Genomic DNA, 19,282 nt, shown 5'->3' with positions numbered 1-19,282 from the left:
CGAGCGCCCGCTCCGAAGCCGACACACAGCAGGCCCGCACCGAGGTGCGAGCCTGCTCAATACCGTAAATGTCATAAAATGTCAGGGCTCGAACTTGTACCCAAGCCCACGAACGGTGACGATGTAGCGCGGCGCGGACGGTTCGGGCTCGACCTTGGAGCGCAGGCGCTTCACGTGGACGTCCAGGGTCTTCGTGTCACCGACGTAGTCGGCTCCCCAGACGCGGTCGATCAGCTGGCCGCGGGTGAGGACCCGGCCGGCGTTGCGCAGCAGCAGTTCGAGCAGCTCGAACTCCTTCAGCGGCAGCTGGACGCCGGACCCGTCGACCGTCACGACGTGCCGTTCCACGTCCATCCGGACCGGGCCGGCGGCGAGCGTCGGCGTGGTGACCTCGGCAGCCTCGGTGCCCTGGCGGCGCAGGACGGCACGGATGCGGGCGACGAGTTCCCGGGGCGAGTACGGCTTGGTGACGTAGTCGTCGGCCCCGATCTCCAGGCCCACCACCTTGTCGATCTCGCTGTCGCGGGCGGTGACCATGATGATCGGGACGGCGGAGCGCTGCCGTAGCTGGCGGCACACCTCGGTGCCGGACATCTCCGGCAGCATGAGGTCGAGCAGCACGATGTCGGCACCGGTCCGGTCGAACTGCGTGAGTGCCGACGTGCCGGTCGCAGCGACCGATACCTCGAATCCTTCTTTACGCAGCATGTACGACAGGGCGTCGGAGAACGACTCCTCGTCCTCGACCACGAGCACGCGGGCCAATGAAGTTCCTTCCGTCGTCGGTGGCCGGGTCAGCGCCCGGCCACACCGGACTCGATCTCAATCGTCGTCGGTGACGACGAGGGGGCTTCCGGGGGACGCGCCGGTAGGCGCAGGGTGAACGTAGATCCGTCGCCGAGTTCGCTGGTGACGTCGACGCGGCCGCCGTGGTTGGTGGCGATGTGTTTGACGATGGCCAGGCCGAGGCCGGTGCCGCCGGTGGCACGGGAGCGGGCCTGGTCGGCCCGGTAGAAGCGTTCGAAGACGCGTTCGACGTCCTGGGGACCGATGCCGATGCCCTGGTCGGCGACGTCGATCTCGATCCAGTCCTCGCTCTGTCGCAGGGCCAGTGAGACCTTGGTGTCCTCGCCGGAGTACGCGATGGCGTTCTCGACGAGGTTGGTGACGGCGGTCGCGATCTGGCTGTCGCTGCCGTAGACGGTCGCGCCCTTGGGCCCGTCGTAGACGACCTCGATGCTCTTGGCCGAGGAGGTGGTCCGGGTGCGGTCGATGACTTCGGCGATCACCCAGTCGAGGGAGACCGGTTCGGGGTCGGGCAACGGTTCGGCGCCCTGCAGCCGGCTCAGTTCGAGCAGTTCGGTGACGAGGCGTCCCATCCGGGCCGACTCGTGGTGGATGCGCTCGGCGAAACGGCGGGCGGCGATCAGGTCCTCGGACTGGGCCTCGGGGGCCGAGTCGGGGAGTTGGGTGGCGTCGAGCAGTGCCTCGGCGAGGAGTTGGAGCGCCCCGATCGGGGTCTTGAGTTCGTGGCTGACGTTCGCGACGAAGTCGCGGCGGACGCGGGCGAGGCGGTGGGCCTCGGTGACGTCGGCGGCTTCGACGGCCACGTGGGTGGCGCTGATCGCGACGGCCCGCAGGTGCAGGCCGAGGGGTGCGTGCGCGTTCCCGGCCCGGCCGCGGGGCAGGTCGAGTTCGACCTCGCGGCGGACGCCGGTGCGGCGGACCTGGCCGGCGAGGGTGCGCAGGATGGGATGGGCGGCGATGGTGCCCGGCGCCCCGCCGGACCGGAGCAGGCCCATGGCTCGGGCTGCCGGATTCACCAGTACGGGGTAGTCGTCGGCGTCGAGGACGACGACTCCCACCCGCAGCGAGTCCAGGCTTTTTCGGCCGAGACCTTTGAGGCTGTTCTTGCCTCCCGGGCGATCGTCGTCCGGTTCGATGGCGGTTCTCCCCTCCAGCGACCCGGTCCGGGCGGTTCCGCCCGTACCGCGGAACCGCGCAAAGGTCAGGCCGGCACCCGCCCCGATGGCGAGCGCGGCAGTGACCATGCCTACGGCGTATTCCCACTCCACGCTGCGATCGTAGGGTCATTGTTTACCTGAGCTACAGGACCAAAGGTACGAATCGGGCGCGCGTCGAATAATGTTCACCACTGCGCCCGGCGTCGTTCACCGCTGTTCATGTTCGCGCCGTGGGGCGCCCATAGCGTGAGCAGCACACACCGGCCGGCACCGGCTAATCGGGCCGGCCCCGAACACCGGGATCACAAACATGCGCGAGGAGTACCAGGCGGACCTGATCGAGGTGAGCCGCCTGCTGGTGACCATGTCCGAGGCGGTGCGTGCCGCGTTGCGCAAGGCGACGTCCGCGCTGCTGACCGCGGACCTCGAGGCCGCGCAGGCGGTGATGGAGCGCGACTCCGAGGTCGACAAGCTGTTCGACCAGGTGGAGCTGAAGGTGGCGGACACCATCGCGCGCCAGGCGCCGGTGGCCTCCGACCTGCGCCGGGTGATCACCGCTCTGCACATCGGGGCGGACCTGGAGCGGATGGGCGACCTGGCCGAGCACGTGGCGAAGACGGCGTCGCGGCGTCACCCGTCGCCCGCGGTGCCGGCCGAGTTGCGGCCGACGTTCAAGGGGATGGCCGAGGTCGCCGACCGGATGGCCGAGAAGATCACCGAGCTGCTGGGCGCTCCCGACGTGGCGGTCGCCGCCACCCTGGAGACCGACGACGACGCGATCGACGACCTCGAACGCGACCTCTTCAAGATCATGCTGGCGGACGACTGGCCGTACGGCGCGGAGACCGCGATCGACGGCGCGCTGCTCGGCCGCTTCTACGAGCGGTACGCCGACCACGCCGTCAACATCGGCGAGCACCTGATCTACCTGATCACCGGTGAGCAGGTGGGCGCGCAGGAGGACTGACTCCGAACCGACGAGGGCCGGGACACCACGGGGGTGTCCCGGCCCTCGTCGTCCCGCCGAAGCGGAAAGGTCAGCGCCCCTGGTTCGCCACGGCCGCGGCGGCCTCCTCGGCGGCCTTCGGGTCGAGGTAGGTGCCGCCCTTGGTGACCGGGCGCAGGTCCAGGTCGAGGTCGTAGCGCAGCGGGATGCCGGTCGGGATGTTCAGCTTGGCGATCGCGTCGTCGGAGATCCCGTCCAGGTGCTTCACGATCGCGCGCAGCGAGTTGCCGTGCGCGGCGACCAGCACCGTCTTGCCGGCCCGCAGGTCCGGGACGATCGCGTCGTACCAGTAGGGCAGGGCCCGCTCGAGCACGTCCTTCAGGCACTCGGCCTTCGGCAGGATCTCCGGGGCGAGACCGGCGTACCGGGCGTCGCCGGCCTGGGAGAACTCGGAGCCGTCCTCGATGGGGGGCGGCGGGACGTCGTACGACCGGCGCCAGAGCATGAACTGCTCCTCGCCGTACGTCTCCAGGGTCTGCTTCTTGTCCTTGCCCTGCAGGGCGCCGTAGTGACGCTCGTTGAGGCGCCAGGAGCGCTTCACCGGGATCCAGTGGCGGTCGGTGATGTGCAGGGCGATCTCGCTCGTCCGGATCGCGCGGCGGAGCAGGCTGGTGTGCACCACGTCGGGGAGCACGTTCTGCTCCTTGAGGAGCTCACCGCCGCGGCGGGCCTCGTCCTCACCCTTGGCGTCGAGGTCCACGTCGACCCAGCCGGTGAAGAGGTTCTTGGCATTCCACTCGCTGTTGCCGTGCCGCAGCAGCACCAGGGTTCCAGTCATGACCACATCTTCCCTCGTGGCCGGTCACGCTGTACGGGCCACCCGGCACGTGGCCGCCGCCACATGGAAACCCGGTTGCGCCACCGCCTAGGTTGTAAGGGGAATCAGCACTGATCATCACTTACCGGGGGTTTCGCGTGCGGGCGTGGTTACAGCAGACGGCCGGTGGGCTGCCGCGGCAGTTCTGGTTCCTCTGGGTGGGCACGCTGATCAACCGGCTCGGCTCGTTCGTGGTGCTGTTCCTGAGCATCTACCTCACCGTCGACCGGCACTTCACGCAAAGCCAGGCCGGCCTGGTGGTGGGCCTCTACGGTGCGGGCGGTGCGCTCGGCACGATGGCCGGCGGGGTGCTCGCCGACCGCTGGGGCCGCCGGCCGACCATGCTGACCGCCCAGTTCGGCGCGTCCGCGCTGATGCTGGCGCTCGGTTTCGCGCACACCTATGCGCAGATCGCCGTCGTCACGTTCCTGCTGGGCCTGGTGGCCGAGGCGGCCCGCCCGGCGATCTCGGCGATGCTCGTCGACGTGGTGCCCGACCACGACCGGGTCCGGGCGTTCTCGCTGAACTACTGGGCGATCAACCTGGGGTTCGCACTGGCCGCGGTGATCGCCGGGTTCGCCGCCACCCTCGACTACACGTTGCTGTTCGTCGTCGACGCGACCACCACGGCGGTCACCGCGATCATCACGGCGATGTTCCTGGCCGAGACGCAACCGGTCCGGTCCCGCACGGCCGGTCCCGCGGTGCCGCACGGTGGCCTCGGCGCCGCGCTCAAGGACCGGGTCTTCCTGGTCTACCTGGTGCTGACCTTCATGTCGGTGCTGGTCGTCATGCAACACCTGTCCATGCTGCCGCTGAGCATGCTCGCCGACGGCCTGACCGCCTCCACCTACGGCACGGTGATCGCGGTCAACGGCGTCCTGATCGTGGCGGGCCAGTTGTTCGTGCCGCGGCTGATCCAGGGCCGCGACAGCTCCCGGGTGCTGGCGGTGGCCACCCTGCTCATCGGCGCCGGCTTCGGGCTGGTCGCCCTCGCCGAGACCCCCATCGTGTACGGCCTGACCGTGGTCGTCTGGACCCTGGGCGAGATGCTGCAGTCCCCGAGCAACGCCACCACCGTCGCGATGCTGTCCCCGTCGGCGCTCCGGGGGCGTTACCAGGGGCTGAACTCGCTGGCCTGGCAGCTGGGCAGTGCCCTGGCCCCGGTGCTGGGCGGGGCGATCCTGCAACACGGCGGCGACGTGGTGCTGTGGGTGGGCTCGTTCGCGTTGTGCGCCCTGGCCGCCGTGGGTCATCTGCTGGCCGGCCCGGCCCGTGCCCGCCGGTCCGAACAGCGGAACGCGGCGATGCTCCGCGCGGCCGACGACCTCGCGGAGGCCGGTGTCGCGGCCGAGAGAAAGAGTTCTTGATCGACCCCGCGACCCCGGCAACGGAACAGATCGGACGTTATGCCAAAACGCGCCTCGGACCTCGCAAACCGTCCTTTCGTCTCGCGCGAACTGACGGCGGACACACACAAACGGGCAGAACCCACGAAGACCAACAACAGAAAACGCGTGAGCCATTCGATCGACTCACGCGTGAAGATGGTTCAGAAATGAAAGCGCCGGCGGCGGCGGGCGGCACCCATCCCCATAGGCGCCGCCCGCACTAACCGCCGGTCTCGGGTCGCGCCGTCCCCCAACGGCTCATGCCACCCGTCCCCAAACGCCGATCCGCGGCGACCATTGCTGATCCACCCGTTCCCCGAACTGACGGTTCGGCGTCCATCGACCACGCTAGTTGGGGCCGTCAAGCCTCACAACCCGATTTCGTGTCGACATCTGTCTCAACCGTCACATTCCCCAACATCCAACCGATCGGAGGATGCGCCAATCACTCGTCCGGGCTCCCCGGATGGAGCAAATAACCACACTTACCGATCGACGGGAATAGCGAGGGATGCCCGATCTCCGGGAAACCAAACCTCGGACCGTCCTCAGTAGACTAGACGGCTTGCGCAACAGGCCACTTCACCTCGTGTTCACACCCCGGCCCGCACCGGTTCACGATGATCCACATCGGAGCCTCAGAACGTCTGCTATAGGCTGCGGTCGCAGTGATATTGGGGGATGTCTTGGCTCTCGCACTCCGGACGACCGGATTCGTCACCGCGGCCACCCTGGCCGCCACTCTTCTCACCACCTCGCCCGCGCACGCCGCGGTGCCGAGGGTGCACGCGTTCACCGAGAACTTCTATGTCCACGGCATCACCCGGGTGACCTTCGAGGGTTCCTCCGGCGCCGACCTCTCCGACGTCGGCAGCATCCGGCTCCAGGCGAACGGGACCGACGTCGGGACCGACACCGAGGCGCCGTGGGCCGTCGACTGGGACACCACCGGCTACGACGGCGTCACCACGCTGACCACGATCGCCACCGGCGCCGGCGGTTCCACCACGACCTCACGCACCATCGTCGTGGACAACAAGGCACCGACCGGCCTGACCGTCCGTTTCCCGGTGCGGGACGGATACATCGGGCAGGGCGGCACCCTCACCGTCGACGCCACCGACAATCTCAACTCGTTCGGCGGCTCCGAGCTGATCGTCGGCGGCAAAGTCGTCGACAGCCGGGACTCGCCCACCGAGGGCACCCTCGACCTGCGCTGGAAAGCGAAGGTCGCCAACGGGCGCACACCGATGACGGTCCGGGTCCGGGACACCACCGGCAACGTGACGACTCTGAACCGCACGGTCACCGTCGACAACGACAAGCCGGTGATCACCGGAGGGGCCAGCGCCGGTGCTGCGGTCCGTGGCACGTTCACGGTCACCCTCAGCGGATATCGGGACGCAAGCCCGCTGAGCAACTACACGGCCACCCTGGACAGCGCGAAACAGAGCTGGGGATACGGCCAGGGCACCGCACGGACGGTCACCGTCGACAGCCGGGACCTGCCGAACGGCAAGTACACGCTCGGTTGGCGGGCCACCGACGCGGCCGGCAACGTGACGGTGCTGAAGCGGTCGCTGACCGTGGACAACAAGGCGCCCACGGTGTCGATCAGCAAGGCGCCGAAGAACAAGGCGACGGTCAAGAAGGCATTCACGGTCACCGCCAAGGCGACCGACACCTACGGCATCGCCAAGGTTCAGCTGCTGGTCAACGGCAAGGTGGTCAAGACCGACAGCAAGGCCGGTTACGCGTTCACGGTGAACCCGAAGAAGTACGGCAAGAAGTTCACCGTGCGGCTCCGGGCATACGACAAGGCGGGCAACGTGAAGTACACGGCCACCCGGACGTACAAGCGTTAGGGCTTGTCCGGATCCGCCATCAGGTGCTTGAAGGCCTGCAGGTTGGCCGTCGATTCGCCGCGTTTGAGGCGCCAGTCCCATTCGCGGCGGATCGACGAACCGAAACCGATCTCCAGCATCGGGTCGAACGACTCGTCCGCGTACGTCAGGACCGACCCGAGCAGACGGTCCAGTTCGTCGGCGTCCAGGCCCTTCAGCGAGACCCGGCCGGTCAGGTAGACGTCACCGGCCGCGTCGATGGAGAACGCGACGCCGTACATCCGGGCGTTGCGGCGCAGCAGCCAGGCCCACAGCTCCTCGTGCCGCTCGTCCGGCCGGCGCATCACGAACGCCTCGATCCGCAGCGCATGCCGGCCGACGATCAGGTTGCAGGCCGTCTTCAGTTTGTGGGTGCCGGGGAGCGACACCACGTACGCACCGTCCCCGGTGGACTCCCACTCGAGTTCCCGCTCGGTCAGGACGCTCTCGATCAGGTCGGTCACCATCCGCACGCCGCCCTCTCCACTCGCGCCGCGATCAGCGCCCGGTGCTCGGTCACCGCGTCACGGTAGACCCGCAGGAGGTCATCGGCGGTCCGGTCCCAGGAGAACCTGCTCGCGTGGGCGGCCGCTCCGGCCGACAGCCGGCGCCGGCGGCCGGGCGCGGCGAGCAACTCGGACAGCACCCGCGCCCACGCGGCCGGTTCGTGCCCGTCGACCAGGACACCGCTGATCCCGTCGCGGACCGCGGTGACCAGACCGCCGACGGCGGCCGCCACCACCGGCGTGCCGCAGGCCTGCGCCTCCAGCGCCACCAGCCCGAACGACTCGTTGTAGGACGGCACCGCGACCAGGTCGGCGGTCCGGTAGAGGGCGGCCAGCCCGGCGCCGGTCTGCGGGGGCAGGAACACCACCGAGTCGGCGACCCCGAGTGTGCCGGCCAGTTCGATCAGCGCGGACGGCCGGTCCAGGCCGCTGCCGCTGGGACCGCCGCAGATCACCAGGGTCACGTCCTCGTCGCCGGCCGCCTTCATCTCGGCGAGGGCGGCGATCAGCACGTCGGGCGCCTTGAGCGGCTGGATCCGGCCGACGAAGGCGATCACCGTGCCGTCGGCGGGCAGACCGAACCGGGCCCGGTCCGCGGGGCCGGGCCGGAACCGTTCCAGGTCGACGCCGGGCTGCACCACGCTGACCCGGTCCGGGTCGGCGCCGTAGTAGGTGATCAGGTCCTGTGCCTCGAACCGGGTGTTCGCCACCAGACGGTCCGACTCGGCGATCACCTGTTCCTCACCGATCACCCGGGCCTTGGGTTCCGGACGGTCACCGGCGGCGATGAACCGGTTCTTCACCTTGGCCAGGGTGTGCGCGGTGTGCACGTGCGGCACGCCCCAGCGTTCCCGGGCCAGCCAGCCGACCTGGCCGGAGAGCCAGTAGTGCGAGTGGATCAGGTCGTAGTGGCCCGGCGGGTGCGCCGCCTCGGCCCGCAGCACGCCGGCCGCGAACCCGCAGAGCTGGGCGGGCAACTCCTCCTTGGCCAGACCCTCGAACGGCCCGGAGGTGACATGCCGCACATACACACCGGGGGACATCTCGACCACCGGGGGCAGGCCGCTCGCGGTGGCCCGGGTGAAGATCTCCACCTCGACCCCGCGTTCGGCGAGACGCTTGGCGACCTCGACGATGTAGACGTTCATGCCGCCGGCGTCACCGGTGCCCGGCTGTTCCAGCGGCGACGTGTGCACCGACAGCGTGGCGATCCGCCGCGGAGTGGGCCATCGGCCACCGGCCCGTGGTTCGGCCACCAGGGACCACCTCCGCGTCGCATGAGAAGAGTCGCGTGTGAAAACTTGTTGCTCCAACGTTCATCTTCCCCATCGGCGGCCCCGGAACCACTACGCAGCCGACCGAGGGTGATCCAGGTCATGAGGGAAGATCGGGTCATGAAGAACATCGCAGTGGTGACCGGGGCATCGAGCGGTATCGGTGCCGCCACCGCACGCCGCCTGTCCGCCGAGGGTTTCCACGTCGTGGTCGCGGCCCGGCGCGCCGACCGGCTGGACGCGCTGGTCGAGGAGATCGGGCCGGACGCCACCGCCGTCGCGTGCGACGTCACCTCGGACGAGTCGGTGGCCGCGCTGGCCGCGACGGTGGCGGGACTCGACGGTCCGCTCACCGTGCTGGTCAACAACGCCGGCGGCGCCCGGGGCGTGGACCCGGTGGCCGAGGGCTCGGTCGACGACTGGCAGTGGATGTACGACGTCAACGTCCTGGGCACCCTGCGCGTCACCAAGGCGCTGGTCCCGGCACTCGAGGCGAGCGGCGCCGGCACGATCGTGACGGTCGGCTCGACCGCCGGTTTCATCACCTACGAGGGCGGCGGCGGGTACACCGCGGCCAAACACGCGCTGACCGCCATGGTCGGGACGCTGCGCCTGGAACTGTCCGGCAGGCCGATCCGGGTGATCGAGATCCAGCCGGGCATGGTGCGCACCGACGAGTTCGCCGTCAACCGCTTCAGCGGCGACCGGGACAAGGCCGACGCGGTCTACGCCGGGGTCAAGGAGCCGCTGGTCGCCGACGACGTCGCCGACTGCATCGTGTGGACCGCCACCCGGCCGCAACACGTCAACATCGACCGGATGGTGGTGCGCCCGATCGCCCAGGCCGCCCAGCACAAGGTGCACCGGGAACTCTGACGGTGAAACCGGTCGGCGCGATCACCCGGGGGACGACCAATCCCAACCGGCTACGCCGTGTCGACAACTTCGTCGCGTACCGCTGCGGGGATCTGCTGAAGGCAGCAAGCGTGCCCCTGGTGGTCGATCTCGGTTACGGTGCCTCGCCGGTGACGGCGGTGGAACTCCGGGCCAGGCTTGCGGACACGGTCCGTGCGGACCTCACGGTGATCGGCCTGGAGATCGATCCGGTACGCGTGACCGCCGCACAACCGTGGGCCGCGGCGCCGCGGCTGCAGTTCCGGCGTGGCGGTTTCGAACTGGCCGGGCTGTCGCCGGTGGTGGTCCGCGCGTTCAACGTGCTCCGGCAGTACCCCGAGGAGGGTGTGCTCGAGGCGTGGCGCAGCATGACCGCCACCGGGGCGGTGCTGGTCGAGGGGACCTGCGACGAACTGGGCCGGATCGCCACCTGGGCGGTCGTCGAGCGGGGCACGCCGCTGACGTTGACGCTGTCCGCCCGGCTTCCGGTGCTGGAGCATCCCGCGGTGTTCGCCGAACGCCTGCCGAAGGCCCTGATCCACCACAACGTGCCAGGCCACCCGGTGTACGAGCTGCTGCGCTCGCTGGGCCGGGCGTGGGAGACCGAGGCGACCCCGTTCGGTCCGCGGCAGCGCTGGCAGGCGACGGTGCGGCGGATGCGCGCCGAGGGGTGGCCGGTGCTCGACGGCCCGGCCCGCTGGCGGCTCGGCGAACTGACCGTCCCCTGGCCGGCCGAGGGTCAGACGTCCTAGCCCTTCTTGCGGTCTAGCCCTTCTTGCGGTCCAGGACCTCGCGCAGCGCCTGCAGCAGCAGGTCGGCGGTGAACGGCTTCTTGACCAGCAGCGCGTCCGGGCCGACCAGGCCCTTGTCCACGGCGATGTCCTTGGGCAGGCCGGAGATGAAGACCACGCCGAGGTCGGGGCGTACGGCGACCGCGTCGGCGGCGAGGTCGCCGCCGTTCGCGTCCGGCAACGTCAGGTCGACGACCATCACGTCGATCGTGCCGACGTGGTCGCGGCACAGGGCCAGGGTCTCCTGGGAGTCGCCGGCGGTGAGCGTCGCGAATCCGCGGCGCTCCAGTTGCCGGCGCATGATGTCGCGCAGGTCCTCTTCGTCGTCCACGACCAGGACGGTCGGTTTCTCGGCGACCGGCTCCTCGGACATGCGCTCCTCCTCGGGCTGGGGTCGTTCTCACGCTATCGTCGGCGGCCCTCCCGTACGGCACTTTCCGGTGCGAAGAGGCACGCCCGGTAACGCTCGGCCGGTTCAGCGGTCATGTCCCGGCGATCGACCGTCCGCAGAAGCAGCAGGTGGCGGCGGGGTTGCCGGTGACGTTCGCGGCGTACACCCGAAGGAGGTCCCGGGAAGCGGCCGCGACCGGCTCCGCCTGGTCGTTGAGGACAACGGTGGAGATGGACGAGAACCGTCCCGGGTTCGCGACGGTTGCTCGTCCGTTGCAGGTTTTCCGGACCACGGTTCTGATCAAACTGATCACAGGGTGAACCACTAAATCCACCCGGCGCGGGGCCGAACTACCCCCTGTCAGGACCGCTGCACCGCCACCGAGCAAGGAGAGCGATATGACCACACTGCTGTCGGCCGAGATCGACACTGTCGAGGAGCTGACCGAGCGTTGTGACCGTTGTGGTGCGGCCGCCAAGCTGGAGGTCGTCCTGAACACCGGCGGGGACCTGGCCTTCTGCGGGCACCACGCCAACCGGCACCGCGCCGACATCGCCCGGGTGGCCAGCCGGATCCGGATCGAGGACGGATTCAGCTGGCCGAGCAAGTAACCGCCCGCCCGGGTGGCGCGCGTTATGCTCTTTCCCTCACGTCTTGGGGGTATATGTGCATATCGCTGCGCATGGCGTGGGCAGGCTGTCCCGGCTGATCGCCGGGTGTGCCGGGATCACGGTCGCCGTTCTCGGCGCCGTGAACACGCGCACGCTTGACGACGGTGTACCGCCGGACGGGCTGTCTCCCGCCCCGGCGGTCGCCCTCCTCCCGGCCGGAATCGCCCTGCTGTTGCACGCGGCACCGATCGCCGCCGGGCCGGCCGGCCGGATCCGCTCCGGTGCGGCCGCCCTCCTCGCCCTGGGTGCCGCCGCCCTCGGCACCGCCGGCCTGGGCGACAGCCCGGCCGCCGCGGTCGCCGTGGCGCTCACCGGACTCGCGCTGGCCGCCCTGGACCTGCGGCTGCCACCGCGGGACGGCGCGGGCGCCTTCCGCGTCGCCGACCCGTTGCTCCTCGGCGCCGCGATCATCACGCTGGTAGCCCTGGTCCCCCGGCTGTTCGACGCGGCCGGCACGGACAGCGTGATGCCACGACATCAGGCCTTCGCCGTGTTCGCCCTGGTCGCCGGCGCGATCCTGGCCCGGCCGGAGAGCGGGCCGCTGCGGACCCTCGGCTCGTCCGGCCCGCGGCTCTCGCTGCGCCGCCTGGCGCCCGTCCTGGTCGCCACCTCCCTGGTCGCCGCGCTGACCAGCGTGCTCGCGCGGCGTACCGGCGTGAGCCCGGCCGCCGCGGCGGTCAGCACCGGGATCATCCTGGCCGTCCTCGCCCTGCTCGCCCTGCTCGCCTTCGGGGTCCGCACCCTGGACAAGGCCGGCCAGCGGCAGCGCAACCTGCTCGCCGAGCTGCGCGACCGCGAGGAGTTCGCCCAGACCCTGCTGCAGTCGATGAACGAGGCCGTGATGGTGCTCGACGTCAACTACCGGGTCATCGACGTCAACCGGCGCTGGCGTGAGCTGACCGGCAACCCGGACAACGAGCCCGAACCGCCGCCGCTGCCGCCGCCCGGCACCGGCCTGGACTGGACCCTGCCGCGCGCCGACGGCACCCGCGTGCCGGTCCTGGCCACCATGGCGGCCATCCCGGACGCCGCCGGCAGCACCCGCGGGTACGTCGCGACCTGCATCGACATCGCCGAACGCAAACGCGCCGAGGAGGCGCTCAGCGAGCACGCCGCCGACCTGGAACGCGGTAACGCCCAGCTGGCGGCGGCGCTCGCCTTCAAGAACGACCTGACCTCGATGCTGACCCACGACGTGGCCCAGCCGATCAGCTCGATCGCCAGTCTCGCCGAGCTGCTCTGCGACGACTGGGCGGACCTGCCGGACGACATCCGGCTGGAACTGGCCACCAAGATCGACAAGAACACCCGCCGGCTGATCAAGATGATGAACGATCTGCAGCTGCTGTTCCGGCTGGACACCGGCAAGGTCACCGCCCGGCGGGTGCCGGTGCCGCTGCGCGAGGTGGCCGAGGCGGCCGGGGGCGGCGCCGACGTGGACATCGCCGTCGACGCGGAGCTGACCGCCCTGGCCGACCGGGGGCACGTCGCCGTCGTGGTGGAGAACCTGCTGAAGAACGCGCTGACCCACGGGTCGCCGCCGGTGCGGGTACGCGCCTGGCGCGAGGACGCCACGACGGTGCGCCTGGTGGTCGAGGACAGCGGAACGGGCATCCCGGACGAGGTGCTGCCGCGACTGTTCGGCCGGTTCATCAAGGGCGCCGGACTGGGCCTGTTCATCGTCCGGCACCTGGTGGAGGCGAACGGCGGATCGGTGCGGTACGAGGCGGTCACCCCGCAGGGTGCCCGCCTGATAGTCGATCTGGAGTCCGCTCCGGCTTGATTTGCGGCGTCCACCCACAAAGGTGTGGTGACTTCGGGCGCCGTAGACGCCCGAAGTCACCACACTCGAGAAGGTGTGGTGACTTCGGGCGCTGCGGGCGCCAGAGATCACCACGGTTGAGGAGAGCGGTCAGCTGCCGCGCTCCTCTTCGTTGATCATGCCGTCGCCCCAGGAGTCGGAACCCTGGTTGCGCCCGCCCATCCGGGCCGAACCGGAGACCCCGGCCGAGCGGGCCGGGGTGGAGATCCGGCGGGCGGCGGGACGGCGCTCGGCGGCCTGGGCGGCACCGATCGCGGACGGGGTACCGATGTCGGCGGCGGTCGGGATGTCGCGCAGCGGGTTGTCGGCGATCCCGGCACCCGACGGGTCCGCGTTGCTCAGGTTGCCCGCTCCGGTACCCCAGCCCGCGCCGGGGCTGGGGCTCGGTTCCGGGGGGAGCGTGGGCCGGGTGGTCCCGGCCGGCCCACCGAGAGAAGGCGCGGTGGCGGCGTTGCGGTTGCGGATCCGGGCGGCCACCGCGGCCGGACTGGGCGCCGAGCCGGAGAGGATCGAACGGCCGGACATCTGCTTGGAGCTGGCGCCGCCGGTGGGCATCGCGCGCCCGCCCAGCACGCCGCTCTCCACCAGCCCCTTGAAGGTGGTCAGATCGGCCTTCAGCCGGCGGTCCAGCGACTCCTGCCCATGCCGGTCGCTCGGCATCAGGAAGGCGATGTCGGCTTCCAGCTGCGCCACGATCTGGGTCTTGGTCTCGCCCATCGGCCGCAGCGTGATGGTCTCCGCGAGCAGCGGGCCCTCCATGGTCGACCAGGAGACCCGCTCGTCCGGCGACCGCTCGATGATCTGCGCGTCGAACTCGCGGCGCTTCCCGTCCACGTCCATGATCCAGTGGGTCTGGTCGGTGCCGGTGGCGGTCACCTGACGAACCCCGGTCATGAACCGCGGGTAGTTCTCGAAGGATGCGAGCTGCTCGTACACGGTGTGAACCGGTGCACTGACCTCGATAGCCTGCTGAACCATACTCATCGCAACTCTCCCATGCTGAAGTGCTGGCATCACAGAGAGTACGGAGACGAGTGCTTATCGTGTTCGGTTTCGCTCAGACGCGACGCAGGTACTGCCAGTGGCCCACCTCGGCGGCGTACCGGGCGTCACTCGCGGCCACCAGGGTCACACCCGCCTCCCGGAGCATCTCCACCACCCGCGGGGACGGGCTGCGCCACGCCTCGCTGACCTCCACGATCGTCCCGGTCGTCCGGCACGCGGCGGCCAGCTCGCCGACGAGGGCCGGGGTGACCGCGGTGTCGTCCACGCCGGCCTGGGCCAGCAGGGCCAGCGGGCGGGCGAGCTGACACGGGACGTAGCGCGAGGCCCGCTCCATGCCCTTCACCGTGGTCTGCACCAGCAACTCGACGGTCTGCGCCACGCTCAGCGAGCCGGCGTCCAGCCGGGCCCGCACCTCCCGCGGATCGAGCACCACGTCACCGAGGGGGAGACCGGAGACCGCCACCGAGATCGCGTCCAGCTGGGTGAGGTCGGTGGGCAGCGACAACCAGCCGTCCACCCGGACCACCTCGACCTCGACGGCCAGCTTCAGGATCATCTCGGTACGGTGCCGGGCCCGGCGCACCGAGTCGGCGTACGTGTTCATCCACGTCACGTCCGGCCCGGCCTGATCCGCGAAGGTCAGTGCGGTGAGACCGGCCCGGTCGGCGGCCGAGACCACCACGCCGACCGCGTCACGGCCGGCCGAGAAGCCGGTGTGCACGTGGCCGTCGACCGTCAGATCGAACCCGCCGGCGGTCCCGAGCGCACCAGCGTCGGCACCTGACTCGCGATCCGTCACCACACTGACTCCCCCAACCCTGTGGAACGGGTTTCTCCCGTCCGCCTATGAGACTGCGGATCCGGCGTTGTCCACGGGGTCGACGACCGGTGCAGGTGGGGTGCACCCCGCCGGCCGGACCCCGCCACCGATCCGCACTCGCCGAGCACCGGCCCCCGTCGCCGGGACCGGATGGCGTCTTCCCTGGTCACGAGCACATCCCCCACATACCGCGCGACGCCCGCCGCGATGGGCGGCGGGCGTCGTCGTTCACTCGCGCGTCTCGGCCTTGCCCTCGAGCATCTCGGTCAGCGCATGAACCGCCTCCTGCGGTGGCGAGGCGGCCGCACGGTTGGCCTCGCGCAGCTCGCGATAGACCTCCTCGCGGTGCACCTGCACGTCGCGGGGCGCCTCGATCCCCAGCCTGATGACGTCGCCGCGAGCTTCGAGGACCGTGATCACGACCTCGTCGCCGATCATCACGCTCTCCCCGGCCCGCCGGGTCAGCACCAGCATCGGCGCCTCCTCCATCCAGGGAACGGACGGCACAGGCCCAGGCGCGGCCGCGGCGGAACCGCGACCGCGCCTGGGCCTGTGCCGAACGGGTCAGAAATTCCGGTTCATGATCGCTCGGACCGGGAAGCCCGATCCACTGAGGACGACCTGCATGGCCCGCATGGAGTCGCGGTCCACCAGGATCGGGGCGAGCAGGTTGGCGGTCGTCTCGTCCTGGCCGGCCGTGATGATGGTGAGCAGCAGCAGCCGGTCCGGGTCGTGGGTGTTCAGCGCCGCCAGGACCTTCTCGTCGATCTCCGGCGCGTACTCCGGGAAGAACGGTTCCGGAGGGGCGACCAGGAAACGGAGCTCGGGGTTGTCCAGGGACGTGAAGGCGTAGAGAAGACCGTCCTCGTTGAGTCGCACCAGGACGAAGTCACGGTGCCCCGGGAATCCGGGCATGGGCACCGCCATCGTGATGGTCGGCAGTCCCAGCGCCGGATCGGTCATGGTGGCCTCAATCGGTCGGGATGCGGTGCGAATACTCATGGTCACCTCAGAAAATCGATGAGCGACGGCTGGATCACCTTGGCCGTGGCGGCCAGGGCGGCCTGATACGAGGTCTGCGCGAACTGCAATTCCATGATCGCCTTCGGCAGGTCGACGTCCTCGACATCGGACAGCTGCGACGACACGGATGACAAGCGATCCTCTGCGGACTGCTTCATCTGGGTAACCCGATTATATCGGGCACCTGCGTCTGAAAGAGTGGATTTCAGGGTTTCTGCAGCCTTATCCAGGCTTTGTAGTCCAGTCGTCACGCCGTCGATGTCTCCGCTGATCATGGCAGCCTGCAGGTCGTCCAAGACGTGGAAGAGCTGGATCGGGTTCACGGTCGGATCGCCGTTCGCGTCCAGCACCGGGTCGCCGTTCGCGTCCAGCACGTAGTCGGTGCCGTAGACCTCGGGGCCACGGGTGTCCACCCGCACCTTGGCGTTCGGCCCGATCGACCGGGTCACCTCACCCGCCGCCTCACCGATGTACTCCCCCGTCGCCGAATAGGCGACGGCGTCCGGTGTGTGCCCGCCGAAGACCGGGCGGTTCAGGTACTGGGTGTTGGCGTGCTGGATCAGGGTGCCCTTGATCTGTTTGATCTCGGCGGCCCGGGCCTTGTCCGCCTCCGGATTGCTGCCGCCGGCCGACGCCGCCGCCACCGTCAGGTCACGCACTTTGTTGATCAGCTCGACCGAGCTCTGCAGGGTGTCCTGCACCGTGCCGAGCCGGCCCATCGCGTCGTCGGCGTTGGCCGAGTACTTGCGATTGGCGCGCACCTCGCTGCGCAGCTGCAGCGCCGTCACCGTCCCGGTCGGCGAATCCGACGGGCGGTGCAGCAGCTTGCCGCTGGAGATCTGGTCCTGCGCGATCTGGGTACGGGTGAGGCTGCGCTGCAACCCCGCCATGGCGTGGCTTCGAATGCTGCTCTCGGTGACTCGCGGGCTAGTCATGAATGGTGTTCTCCTACCTACCGACCAGTCCGGTGCGGTTGATCAATTGGTCGAGCATCGAGTCGATGGTGGTGAGCACTCGAGCCGCGGCTTCGTATCCACGCTGGTACATCAGCATGTTGGTCATCTCTTCGTCGAGGTTCACCCCGGACTCGGCATCGCGGGCCGCGTCGACCTGTTCGGTCACCGCGTTCTGGATGTCGCGCCGCTGGGCCGAGGACTGCGCGGCCACGCCCAGGTCCCCGATCAGCGACTGGTACTCCGCGTCGGCGCCGACCCGGGACGTGGACAGCTCGGACAGGTCGTCCGCGACGATGCCGTTGAGGATCTTCACGGTTCCGGTCGGATCACCGGAGGAGACCGCCACCTTGTCCGGATCGGTGACCCCCACCTTGATGTTGGCCGCCGAGAGCGGATCGGCGTTGCCGGCCACGAAGAAGTCCAGGCCGGTGGTGCCGTCGATGCTGTACCCGGCGCGGTGCAGGGTGTTCACCGTGTCGGCGAGCTTGGTGGCGACCTTGTCCAGGCGGTCGGACATGCTCTGCACGATGCCGCCGGAGGCCAGCAGCTCCATCTCGGCACCCATCTGGCCCCCGGTGCCGACCGCCGTCTTGGTGTCGGTCCAGCGCGGGGCGACCTGGACCGTCTTCAGGTCCTCCAGCCGCGTCGCGCTGCCCGCCTCGATCTCGATCAGGCGCTGGTGGAAGCCGCTGACCATCGGTGAGCTGCCGACGTACACGTTGAGGGAGCCGTTCGGCATCTCGGTCGCGGTCGCGCCGATCAGCTCGGCCAGCCGGGTCATCTCGGTGCCGCGCTGATCCTTCAGCTCGTTCGGCGACAGGCCCGCGTTGGTGGCGTTGACGATCTGCTTGTTCAGGGCGGCGATCGACGCCGCCGACTTGTTGACCTCGTTGACGTACGTGTCCAGACCGGACCGCGTCGACGCGAACTGGCTGTTCAGCGAGGCGTAGGCGTCGTTGAGCGTGCTCGCCACGGTGGTGGCCTGCTCGATCATGGCGGACTTCGGCGCTGCCTTGTCCGGGTTGGCGGACACCGCGTTCCAGCCGTCCCACATGTCCTGGAGACGGGCCTGCAGCGCGGTGTCGCTCGGCTCCCCGAAGACGTCCTCGATCAGGTTGTACGCCGACGTCCGCTGGTTGTGGTACGCGGAGTTCGCGTGCTCGGTGTAGCTGCGCTGGTCCAGCGCGGCATTACGCATGCGTTCCACCGAGGAGACCTTCACGCCACCGGCCAGGTCGTCCTGGGTCACGTAGACGCCCGGGACCATGGAGTGGTTCTGCGCGTGCAGGATGACTCGTTGCCGGGTGTATCCCTCGGAGTTCGCGTTGGCGATGTTCTGGCCGGTGACGTCGAGTCCGCGGCGTTGCGCGTACAGCGACGTCAGCGCCGTGTTGAGTCCGCCAAAAGTGCTGCCCATCAGATCGCCTCATCCACCAGGCTGGGGCGGCGCACGCCGCCGGTGACGGTCTGGCCCTGTGGCCCGTACGTTTCCACGGAATCGGCGAAGGCGACCAGCGTCTCGCGCGCTGCCCGCTGCCCGGCCGTGAGGAGGTCACGGTTGGCGTCGGCCAGGGTCCGGATCTCCGAAGTCAGGAGAAGGAACGCCTTGCGGTGCTGGTGAAGGAGTTCCGACCAGGGTTCCGGCGCGGCGTCGGCCAGCTCTCCGAGCGGGGTGTCGGGACCCAGACCGAGCTCCGTGGCGACCTCCTGAGCGTAAGCGGCCCGGATGACCTCCGTCTGGCGGATCTGGTCGAGAACCACCTCGACTTCGCGAGTGGCGTGGCTGAGCCACCGTGACCGGTTCGCCGCAAGGAGCAGCTGCTCCTCCTCCAGCTTGAACAGCAGCATCTCCAGCAGTTCACGTGAACGCCACAGGACACTGGCCAGGTCGGTCAGGCTCACCTGGTCCTCCGTCGTCTCGGTGTTCGGGTCCCCGGTTCGGCGGACCCGCTCATCCGGACAGGTCGGCACGTCCGCTGCGGCACTGAGTGCTTTACCCCGGTGGAGAGCCGCAGCTGGGCAGACCAAGAAACGTCATGAAATTTCGGGAGAAGTCTCAAAGGTCGGG

Annotated in this window: 21 protein-coding genes; 7 read left to right on the top strand and 14 right to left on the bottom strand. The window is 69.5% G+C overall.

The features are described from left to right. Positions 1–81: 81 nt before the first annotated feature. On the bottom strand, positions 82–765 hold the full coding sequence (locus tag QSK32_RS18070; protein WP_045740134.1) for a response regulator: 684 nt from the start codon (positions 763–765) through the stop codon (positions 82–84). 29 nt (positions 766–794) lie between these two features. Further along, complete coding sequence (locus QSK32_RS18065; protein ID WP_045740135.1) at positions 795–2,075, bottom strand: sensor histidine kinase; 1,281 nt, start codon at positions 2,073–2,075, stop codon at positions 795–797. Positions 2,076–2,274: 199 nt separating this feature from the next. On the opposite strand from QSK32_RS18065, the gene phoU reads away from it, so the two are divergent. Beyond that, positions 2,275–2,931, top strand: coding sequence for a phosphate signaling complex protein PhoU (phoU, locus tag QSK32_RS18060; RefSeq protein WP_045740136.1), 657 nt, complete (start codon positions 2,275–2,277; stop codon positions 2,929–2,931). A 70-nt stretch (positions 2,932–3,001) separates the two neighbouring features. On the opposite strand, the gene QSK32_RS18055 is transcribed toward phoU, so the two are convergent. Further along, positions 3,002–3,748 carry a phosphoglyceromutase gene (locus QSK32_RS18055; RefSeq protein ID WP_045740137.1) on the bottom strand — a complete coding sequence of 249 codons (747 nt, stop codon included), beginning with the start codon at positions 3,746–3,748 and terminating at the stop codon, positions 3,002–3,004. A 137-nt stretch (positions 3,749–3,885) separates the two neighbouring features. On the opposite strand from QSK32_RS18055, the gene QSK32_RS18050 reads away from it, so the two are divergent. Beyond that, positions 3,886–5,157, top strand: a complete 1,272-nt coding sequence (locus QSK32_RS18050; protein WP_285472593.1) for an MDR family MFS transporter — start codon at positions 3,886–3,888, stop codon at positions 5,155–5,157. A 707-nt stretch (positions 5,158–5,864) separates the two neighbouring features. Further along, positions 5,865–7,043 (top strand): Ig-like domain-containing protein, encoded by a 1,179-nt coding sequence (locus QSK32_RS18045; protein WP_285472592.1) that lies wholly within the window; start codon positions 5,865–5,867, stop codon positions 7,041–7,043. Here the strand turns inward: QSK32_RS18045 and QSK32_RS18040 are convergent. Both QSK32_RS18040 and mshA read right to left on the bottom strand, forming a co-directional pair. After that, positions 7,040–7,528, bottom strand: a complete 489-nt coding sequence (locus QSK32_RS18040) for a type III secretion system chaperone family protein (protein ID WP_045740227.1) — start codon at positions 7,526–7,528, stop codon at positions 7,040–7,042. The genes QSK32_RS18045 and QSK32_RS18040 overlap by 4 nt on opposite strands. Then, entirely contained in the window at positions 7,522–8,826 is a 1,305-nt protein-coding gene (gene mshA, locus QSK32_RS18035; protein WP_045740228.1) for a D-inositol-3-phosphate glycosyltransferase, read from the bottom strand. Before mshA ends, QSK32_RS18040 begins: the two co-directional genes overlap by 7 nt. Positions 8,827–8,961: 135 nt before the next feature. Between mshA and QSK32_RS18030 the strand changes: the two genes are divergently transcribed. Both QSK32_RS18030 and QSK32_RS18025 read left to right on the top strand, forming a co-directional pair. Continuing rightward, positions 8,962–9,717: an SDR family oxidoreductase gene (locus tag QSK32_RS18030; RefSeq protein WP_045740139.1), complete on the top strand. Its 756-nt coding sequence runs from the start codon at positions 8,962–8,964 to the stop codon at positions 9,715–9,717. A 2-nt stretch (positions 9,718–9,719) separates the two neighbouring features. Then, the gene (locus tag QSK32_RS18025; protein WP_285472591.1) at positions 9,720–10,487 is read left to right on the top strand and encodes a class I SAM-dependent methyltransferase; all 768 of its coding nucleotides are present in this window, start codon (positions 9,720–9,722) and stop codon (positions 10,485–10,487) included. Between the two features lie 13 nt (positions 10,488–10,500). Here QSK32_RS18025 and QSK32_RS18020 read toward each other — a convergent pair whose 3' ends face one another. Both QSK32_RS18020 and QSK32_RS18015 read right to left on the bottom strand, forming a co-directional pair. Then, positions 10,501–10,899, bottom strand: a complete 399-nt coding sequence (locus QSK32_RS18020; protein WP_045740141.1) for a response regulator — start codon at positions 10,897–10,899, stop codon at positions 10,501–10,503. Between the two features lie 109 nt (positions 10,900–11,008). Then, a complete protein-coding gene (locus tag QSK32_RS18015) occupies positions 11,009–11,209 on the bottom strand; it encodes a hypothetical protein (RefSeq protein ID WP_045740142.1) in 201 nt (66 codons plus the stop codon). 106 nt (positions 11,210–11,315) lie between these two features. Between QSK32_RS18015 and QSK32_RS18010 the strand changes: the two genes are divergently transcribed. Beyond that, the gene (locus tag QSK32_RS18010) at positions 11,316–11,528 is read left to right on the top strand and encodes a DUF7455 domain-containing protein (protein WP_045740143.1); all 213 of its coding nucleotides are present in this window, start codon (positions 11,316–11,318) and stop codon (positions 11,526–11,528) included. Positions 11,529–11,604: 76 nt separating this feature from the next. Next, positions 11,605–13,371, top strand: a complete 1,767-nt coding sequence (locus tag QSK32_RS18005; RefSeq protein WP_285472590.1) for a sensor histidine kinase — start codon at positions 11,605–11,607, stop codon at positions 13,369–13,371. Positions 13,372–13,500: 129 nt separating this feature from the next. On the opposite strand, the gene QSK32_RS18000 is transcribed toward QSK32_RS18005, so the two are convergent. From QSK32_RS18000 to QSK32_RS17970, 7 genes are all read right to left on the bottom strand, one after another. Continuing rightward, positions 13,501–14,394 carry an SRPBCC family protein gene (locus QSK32_RS18000; protein WP_045740145.1) on the bottom strand — a complete coding sequence of 298 codons (894 nt, stop codon included), beginning with the start codon at positions 14,392–14,394 and terminating at the stop codon, positions 13,501–13,503. Positions 14,395–14,467: 73 nt separating this feature from the next. Next, on the bottom strand, positions 14,468–15,214 hold the full coding sequence (locus tag QSK32_RS17995) for a hydrolase (protein ID WP_157410714.1): 747 nt from the start codon (positions 15,212–15,214) through the stop codon (positions 14,468–14,470). 249 nt (positions 15,215–15,463) lie between these two features. Next, the gene (gene csrA, locus QSK32_RS17990; protein WP_045740229.1) at positions 15,464–15,709 is read right to left on the bottom strand and encodes a carbon storage regulator CsrA; all 246 of its coding nucleotides are present in this window, start codon (positions 15,707–15,709) and stop codon (positions 15,464–15,466) included. Between the two features lie 90 nt (positions 15,710–15,799). Further along, positions 15,800–16,198 (bottom strand): flagellar assembly protein FliW, encoded by a 399-nt coding sequence (fliW, locus tag QSK32_RS17985; RefSeq protein ID WP_045740230.1) that lies wholly within the window; start codon positions 16,196–16,198, stop codon positions 15,800–15,802. Positions 16,199–16,239: 41 nt separating this feature from the next. Then, positions 16,240–17,148 (bottom strand): flagellin N-terminal helical domain-containing protein, encoded by a 909-nt coding sequence (locus QSK32_RS17980; RefSeq protein ID WP_353050975.1) that lies wholly within the window; start codon positions 17,146–17,148, stop codon positions 16,240–16,242. Between the two features lie 58 nt (positions 17,149–17,206). After that, entirely contained in the window at positions 17,207–18,631 is a 1,425-nt protein-coding gene (gene flgK, locus QSK32_RS17975) for a flagellar hook-associated protein FlgK (RefSeq protein WP_045740148.1), read from the bottom strand. Further along, positions 18,631–19,116, bottom strand: coding sequence for a flagellar protein FlgN (locus QSK32_RS17970; RefSeq protein WP_045740231.1), 486 nt, complete (start codon positions 19,114–19,116; stop codon positions 18,631–18,633). Before QSK32_RS17970 ends, flgK begins: the two co-directional genes overlap by 1 nt. Between the last annotated feature and the right edge of the window lie 166 nt (positions 19,117–19,282).

Source organism: Actinoplanes sp. NBRC 101535 (genome assembly GCF_030269225.1).
Lineage (GTDB): Bacteria > Actinomycetota > Actinomycetes > Mycobacteriales > Micromonosporaceae > Actinoplanes > Actinoplanes rectilineatus.
This window is presented reverse-complemented; position numbering and strand designations above follow the sequence as displayed.

Coding starts and splice junctions, on each gene's coding strand:
- phoU (WP_045740136.1), top strand. CDS start 2,275: ATGCGCGAGGAGTACCAGGCGGACCTGATCGAGGTGAGCCGCCTGCTG.
- QSK32_RS18055 (WP_045740137.1), bottom strand. CDS start 3,748: ATGACTGGAACCCTGGTGCTGCTGCGGCACGGCAACAGCGAGTGGAAT.
- QSK32_RS18040 (WP_045740227.1), bottom strand. CDS start 7,528: ATGGTGACCGACCTGATCGAGAGCGTCCTGACCGAGCGGGAACTCGAG.
- QSK32_RS18030 (WP_045740139.1), top strand. CDS start 8,962: ATGAAGAACATCGCAGTGGTGACCGGGGCATCGAGCGGTATCGGTGCC.
- QSK32_RS18020 (WP_045740141.1), bottom strand. CDS start 10,899: ATGTCCGAGGAGCCGGTCGCCGAGAAACCGACCGTCCTGGTCGTGGAC.
- QSK32_RS18010 (WP_045740143.1), top strand. CDS start 11,316: ATGACCACACTGCTGTCGGCCGAGATCGACACTGTCGAGGAGCTGACC.
- QSK32_RS18000 (WP_045740145.1), bottom strand. CDS start 14,394: ATGAGTATGGTTCAGCAGGCTATCGAGGTCAGTGCACCGGTTCACACC.
- csrA (WP_045740229.1), bottom strand. CDS start 15,709: ATGCTGGTGCTGACCCGGCGGGCCGGGGAGAGCGTGATGATCGGCGAC.
- fliW (WP_045740230.1), bottom strand. CDS start 16,198: ATGACCGATCCGGCGCTGGGACTGCCGACCATCACGATGGCGGTGCCC.
- QSK32_RS17980 (WP_353050975.1), bottom strand. CDS start 17,148: ATGGCGGGGTTGCAGCGCAGCCTCACCCGTACCCAGATCGCGCAGGAC.
- flgK (WP_045740148.1), bottom strand. CDS start 18,631: ATGGGCAGCACTTTTGGCGGACTCAACACGGCGCTGACGTCGCTGTAC.